The 6265-nt window shown below is 71.2% G+C and carries 5 protein-coding genes; 1 reads left to right on the forward strand and 4 read right to left on the reverse strand.

Going from position 1 to position 6265, the window contains the following annotated elements:
• Positions 1 to 68 precede the first annotated feature (68 nt).
• Together FNQ90_RS09460 and FNQ90_RS09465 are read right to left on the reverse strand one after the other, a co-directional pair.
• Positions 69 to 920 (reverse strand): helix-turn-helix transcriptional regulator, encoded by an 852-nt coding sequence (locus tag FNQ90_RS09460; RefSeq protein WP_182605955.1) that lies wholly within the window; start codon positions 918 to 920, stop codon positions 69 to 71.
• A 57-nt stretch (positions 921 to 977) separates the two neighbouring features.
• Positions 978 to 1766: a hypothetical protein gene (locus FNQ90_RS09465; protein ID WP_182605956.1), complete on the reverse strand. Its 789-nt coding sequence runs from the start codon at positions 1764 to 1766 to the stop codon at positions 978 to 980.
• Between the two features lie 762 nt (positions 1767 to 2528).
• Between FNQ90_RS09465 and FNQ90_RS09470 the strand changes: the two genes are divergently transcribed.
• Positions 2529 to 4709 (forward strand): MMPL family transporter, encoded by a 2181-nt coding sequence (locus tag FNQ90_RS09470; protein ID WP_182605957.1) that lies wholly within the window; start codon positions 2529 to 2531, stop codon positions 4707 to 4709.
• 75 nt (positions 4710 to 4784) lie between these two features.
• Here the strand turns inward: FNQ90_RS09470 and FNQ90_RS09475 are convergent, their stop codons facing one another.
• Both FNQ90_RS09475 and FNQ90_RS09480 read right to left on the reverse strand, forming a co-directional pair.
• Complete coding sequence (locus FNQ90_RS09475) at positions 4785 to 5666, reverse strand: sulfite exporter TauE/SafE family protein (RefSeq protein ID WP_182605958.1); 882 nt, start codon at positions 5664 to 5666, stop codon at positions 4785 to 4787.
• A 5-nt stretch (positions 5667 to 5671) separates the two neighbouring features.
• Positions 5672 to 6229 (reverse strand): rhodanese-like domain-containing protein, encoded by a 558-nt coding sequence (locus tag FNQ90_RS09480; RefSeq protein ID WP_182605959.1) that lies wholly within the window; start codon positions 6227 to 6229, stop codon positions 5672 to 5674.
• Positions 6230 to 6265: the final 36 nt, after the last annotated feature.

Consider the following 6265-nt stretch of genomic DNA (forward strand, 5'->3'; position numbering starts at 1 on the left):
GGGTGCGGCCCACCGCGGTGGGCCGCACCCCCTCCTCCGAACACTCCGATTTTTCCGGAGGTTGAACCTCAGGCGCTTTGTCGACCCTGGCGCGGAACGAGCACCGAGGGGGTGGTCTCGGAGCGGGGGGCGAGCCCCAACTCGGCGGCCCGAACCCCGGCCTGGAAGCGGGAGGTGGCACCCAGCACCCGCATGATCTCGGAGACGTACCTGCGGTAGGTCCGCACCGAGACCGCCAGGTCCCGGGCGGCGACCTCATCCGTCACCCCGAGTTGGAGCTGTTCGAGGATGCGGCGGACGGTCTCGGTCCGTTCCCGCCCCCCGAAACCGAGCTCCCCCTCGGGCAGCGGCACCGCGTTGCGCCACACACCTCGGAAGAGGGTGTGCAGGCTGTTGATGACGCCCGGGGCCCGGACCAGGGAGGCCCGGCTGCCCGTCGTCGAATCGGTGTGGAGCAACGCGACGCGCTCATCGACGATCATGGCCGCCACGGTCGACATCCGCGCGACCCTGATGGCACCGGACCAACCGGGGGCCTCCCGACACGAGATCACCTCGTCGAGCGTGTGCCGGCCGCACAACAGCCGCACCTCCAGCGGGGCGTCCCGGCACTCCAACCGCCGGCGCAGCATGGCCGCCATGGCCGCGGCCTGCGCGCTGTCGGTGGAGACCACCATGTCGACGCGGTGCTCGGCCCGCGTGACCAGTTCCCTCAGCGAGGTCGTCAGGGTGTCCCCGTCGACCTCGGAGACCAGGTCCAGGCTGGAGAGCAGGCTGCGGTGCCGGACCACCAGGTCCTCGATGCGGCCCCGGATCTCCAACATCGCCTGTTCGAGTTCGTCCCCCCGCTCCTCCGGGGGGAGTCGGTGGTCGCGGGCCCTCCCTGTAGACGGTCTCTCGACAGCATCGGTTTCGCGCACCCTGTACTCCCCATGTGTCGTCCCTCCATCACCCCCCTGGACGCTCGAACCGATCGGTCAGGTTCGATCCGTTTCACTCAGCAGCCCGAGTTCGACCGCGCGCATCCCCGCCTGGAAGCGGGAGGTGGCCCCCAGAACATGCATGATCTTCGCGACGTGGCGCCGGTAGGTCCGCAGGGACATCCCCAGGTCGGCGGCGGCGACCTCGTCGATGGCCCCGGTCCGCAGCTGCCACAGGACACGGCGGACCTCGGGGCCACGGATCCACTGCCACTGCCGCTGATACCCCACCGGCTCCCGGGCGGCGTGCCAGGTGCCCGCCATTAATTGGTCGAGCGTCCGTACGAGGGCGGGATCCTCGGTGATCATCCCGAGCGTCTCGGACCGGCCCGTGTCGCAGGACACCAGGGCCACCCGGCCGTCCACGATCAGCACGTTCCGCACCTCCCCGCCGGCCACCCGGACCTCCCAGGGCACCTCCCTCCTGCTCACGGACCAGATCTCCTCGCCGCTGAGCGCCCCCGCCGCGTACAGCATCCGCACCCGCACCCCGCGTCGCCCCGCGTCGCGCAGCGCGTTGATGGCGGCTCCGGTGTGCCCGGTCGTCGCCCCGTGTCCGGGCGCGGAGCGGCTGACGGAATGGCGGGCGCCGTCGGCGAGCTCGCACACGGCCTCCCGCACCGCCCCCTCGCCGGACAGCGGGACGAACGAACTGCGGGTGGACCCGCCCCGGTGCAGCGAGACCATGGAGTCGATGAGCTGATGGGCCCGTAGAAGCGCCGCCTCGAGTTCGCCCTCGGGGGCTCGGGGACCGTCGACGATCAACGACAAACCGGGAGTTTCCACTATCGCTCTGCCTCACACCAGGACGCTACGACCACATACGGAAAAGAAATCACGGTTGAATTAATGGCGAACCCGCGAGTTCACCACGCATTGTCGAATCCCGACCCCTCAACCGATCGATAGCCATCAGGCGATCCCGACCATAGTTCGCCGGCTCCGAGGCAGTCAACAACTCGTCACGCACGCGATTCGACCCCCCTCGTCGAACCGAAGCCCCAGCACAGGTTTATTTTTTGACTATCCCTTCGCGGAGAGAAGCGGCCGCTCAACCAGCTTTTCAACAACCTGCAAGCGGGGGCCTTCCCCGGGTACGGCGGGGGCATCCTGTTCCGCATTGCCCACCCGGTGGGTGCCCGGGTGTCGCCATATCCGGAGAGGGCCCCCACCTCCCCGCACCCACCCGATGTCCGATTTCCCCCATGTCGCCGTTGACTCCGTCGAGGGGGCGGCACTCCCCGGGCCGACGGCGACGGCGACCGGCGACGCACCGGGGAGAGGCGCCCGGTAGAGAGCGGTGAGGAGGAGTGTTCGCGACCCGCCCCGGCCGGGTGTCGATTTTCCACAGGACCGGACCAATAGCGCCTTGACGGTCCACGCCTCCGGTGGCCGCCGGCCGGTGGAACGCCCGGGCCCGTTCGGTCGCCGGCGTCGGGGCGGGCACCACCGGACGAACGGTTTCCGGCCCCGACCCACCGAACCATCACGAAACGTGACGAACTGTCACGAAATGCCACGGAAATCAACCCAGAAAAGAGAACGAGCATGTTCGGAAGGATCGGGCGGTACGTCGTCCACCGGCCCTGGCGAACCATCGCCGTATGGATCTTCGCCGCCGTGGCACTCACCGTCCTCGCCCCGCCGCTGCCGGCCACCAGCAACGAGGCGGACTTCCTGCCCTCCGACTACGACTCGGTGCGCGCCGGGGAACTCCAGGAGAGGGCGTTCCCCGGGAGTGAACGGCCGGCCGCGCTGATGGTCTTCGGCCGCACCGACGGGGAACCCCTGGGCCCGGCCGATCGGGCGGAGATCTCCGAGATCGCCGGGGCCCTGCACGCCATGGAGTATCCGCTGGTGGCCGAGGTGACGACCGAGCCACAGGTGGTCTCCCCCGACGGGAATCTCGTCCTGGTGCCGATCCTCGCCACCGTGCAGGACCCCTTCGACGAGGAACTGGGTCGGTCCATCGGAAAGCTGCGTGAGGACGCCGGCTCGATGCTGGAGGACGGCCCCCTGAAGTTGGGGGTCACCGGCGACGCCGCGACCGGCCTGGACATCCGGGAGTCCTCCGCCGCCACCGACGCCCTGGTGATGCTCGCGACTCCCCTGCTCATCATCCTCTTCCTGCTGATCCTCTTCCGCAGTCCGCTCATCGCCCTGATGCCGGTGCTGATCATCCTGGTGGTGCTCCAGGTGGCCACCGGGCTGATCGGCGTGGCCGCCGAGCTGATGGGCATGCCCGCCGACACCTCCGCCTCCGCGATCCTCATCGTGGTGCTCTTCGGTGTGGGCACCGATTACCTGCTCTTCCTGCTCTTCCGCTATCGGGAGCAACTGCGCGCCGGCCAGGCGCCGCGCCAGGCGCTGATCCGGGCCGTCTCCCGCACCGGTTCCACCATCACCTCCGCCGCCGGGACCGAGATCGTCGCCTTCGCGGTGCTGATCTTCTCCACCCTGGGCATCCTGCGGGTGATGGGGCCGGCCCTGGCCATCGCGGTGGCCGTCACCATGGCCGCCGCCCTCACGCTCTGCCCGGCGGTCTTCTCGCTGCTGGGCACCAAGGCGTTCTGGCCCTCCACCTCGTGGCGTCGGGAGCCCCGCTCCGAGCTTCCGCGCCGGATCGGCTCGCTCGTGGCCCGGCGGCCCCTGCCCGTCGCCCTGGTCGCCGCCGGGGTTCCGGTCCTGCTGGCGCTCGGCGTCCTCGGGTTCCGCTCGGACTTCGACTCCCAGGCATCGCTGCCCGACGACCTGGAGTCCGTGCGGGCGATGGAGGAGTTGCGGGAGGCGTTCCCCTCCGGTCAGTCCGATCCCACCCTGATCATCCTCGACGCCGGCGGGGGTCCTGCGCTGGACACCGCGGCGCTGACCGGCTACGAGCAGTCGCTGCGCGACGTGGACGGCGTCGCCGAGGTGCTGCCCGCCGAGATCACCGCGACCGGGGACGTGGCCCGGTTCACCGTGGTCCTGGACCTCAACCCGACGGACGGTGAAGCCGTCGAGCTGGTTTCCGGGACGCTGCGCGACGTGGCGGTCTCCGAGGCCCCCGACGGCACCGAGGTCCTGGTCGGCGGCACCACCGCGGTACTGGCGGACATCCAGAAGGCGATCGGTCACGACTACCGACTGGTGTTCCCCCTGGCGGGGCTGGTCATCATGTCCGTCCTCGCCCTGATGCTGCGCGGCATCATCGCCCCGGCCCTGTTGATGCTCTCGGTCGGGCTCGGCTTCGTCGCGACCCTGGGCACCACCGTCCTGGCTTTCGGGCTCATGGGCGCGAACGGGCTGACGTTCACGCTGCCGGTGATGGTGTACCTCTTCGTCATCGCCATCGGCACCGACTACTGCATCCTGATCGTGGCCCGGCTGCGCGAGGAACTGGGCCGGGGGTTGGAGCCCCGGGAGGCGATCAGTGGCGCCGTGGAACGGTCGGTCCCCACCGTCGCCGCGGCGGCGGTGATCCTGGCCGGCAGCTTCGGGATCCTCGTCCTCGCCGACAACGCGGTGCTCCGGCAGGTCGGCTTCGCCGTCGCCTTCGGCATCCTCCTCAGCGCCTTCGTGATCGCGATGTTCCTCGTGCCCGCGGCGGCCGGTCTGTTGGGCCGCCGGATGTGGTGGCCGCGTGACCCGTACGGTCCCCGTCCGGACGCCGACCACGAGCCGGCCGTTCGGCCGGCGGCGGGAACGAACAACGGGGAGAGCGCGCCCGTTCACGCCGGCGCCGGCTGAACGATCATCCGACTCCGGGGAGGGCCGGCGCGGGTGTTCCCGGGCCGGCCCTCCCGCGCGCGGGCGTGGGGGCCGTCAGGTGCCGGGGGCGAGACGGCGCAGGGGGCAGCGGGCGACGAAGCCGTAGCACAGCCCGGCGCCGGCACCGAGCGAGGCGATCGCGACGGCCAGCGGGATCCGCAGGTCGGCGGGGGCCTGTTGGAGCAGGGTGAAGGCGCCCATGACCAGGACGAACCAGGCGAAGGCCCGGGAGAGGGCGGCGGCCGGGACGCGACCGGCCAGTCGGGCACCGGCGAGGCTTCCGACCACGGCGGAGGCCGTCACGGCACCGGCCAGCGCCCGGTCGACGGGGACGGCGGTGAGGTATCCCGCGAAGCCGGCGGCCGACTTCATCGCGATGACCAGCAGTGATGTGCCCACCGCGACCGGCATCGGCACCCCGCCCAACAGAGCCAGGGCGGGCACGACGAGGAAGCCCCCGCCCGCACCGACCAGGCCGGTCACCAGACCCACGATCGTGCCGTCCAGCAGAATCCGCCCCACCGGCAACCGTCCGGCGCCGTGCGCGCCCTTCCCCTCCCCGGAGGAGCCGGAGCGACGCCCCCGGAGCATGGCCAGGGCTGTGACGACCATCATGATCGCGAAGGCGACCAGCAGGACGGTGTCGGGGAGCCGGCCGCCGAGCAGGCCACCGACCCAGGCCCCGCCCATCCCCGCTGCTCCGAAGAGGGCACCGGTGCGCCATCGGACCCGGCCGCCGCGGGCGTGGCCGATCACGCCCACGGCGGCGGTGACGCCGACGACGAACAGGGAGGTCGCGATCGCCTCCTTGGCGTCCATTCCCGCGACGTGGACCAGCAGCGGCACCGTCAGGATGGTGCCCCCTCCCCCGAGCAGGCCGAGGGAGACACCGATCAACAGCGCGAGGAGGAGGACGGTCACCAGTGTCGGTGTCACATCCGTCACCCGTTGTCGCCGGCGAGCCGGGTGATCGCCTCGCGCGGGTTGAAGGACGGTGTGCGGTTCCACGGCATCCGGGAGAGCAGCACGCCCATGGCGCAGGTGTTGGTGATCGCCGCCACGGCCAGACCACCGCCGACGAACGCCGCCAGCAACTGTGCGCCGGGGACGAGGAAACTGGTGACGGCCCCGGTCAGGACGAGGGAACCGGCGACCAGGCGGACCTGGCGTTCGATGTCCCAGCGCTCCCGGCCCCGGTTGACGGGCGCCCCGGTCCTCTCCCACGCGCTCACGCCGCCGGTGAGCACCGGCAGGCCGGGCAGACCGGCGCCGGCCAGGGCCTCTCCGGCACGACCGGCGCGCTGTCCGGAGCGACAGACCAGGACCACGTCGTCGTCCAGGTACGTCGCCAGTTCCTCACAGTGTTCGCGCAGGGTGTCCAGCGGAACGTTGTGGGAGCCGGGGATGTGGGCGGCCTCGAACTCGGCGGGGGACCGGACGTCGAGCAGTCGCGGCGGGTTGGCCGAGTCGAGCCGGGCCCGCAGTTCCTCGGCCTCCAGGGCCCGGGAGGAATGGTTGTCGGGCTTGTCGGGGTG

The sequence above is a fragment of the Streptomyces alkaliphilus genome (assembly GCF_014141535.1).
Classification (GTDB): domain Bacteria; phylum Actinomycetota; class Actinomycetes; order Streptomycetales; family Streptomycetaceae; genus Streptomyces; species Streptomyces alkaliphilus.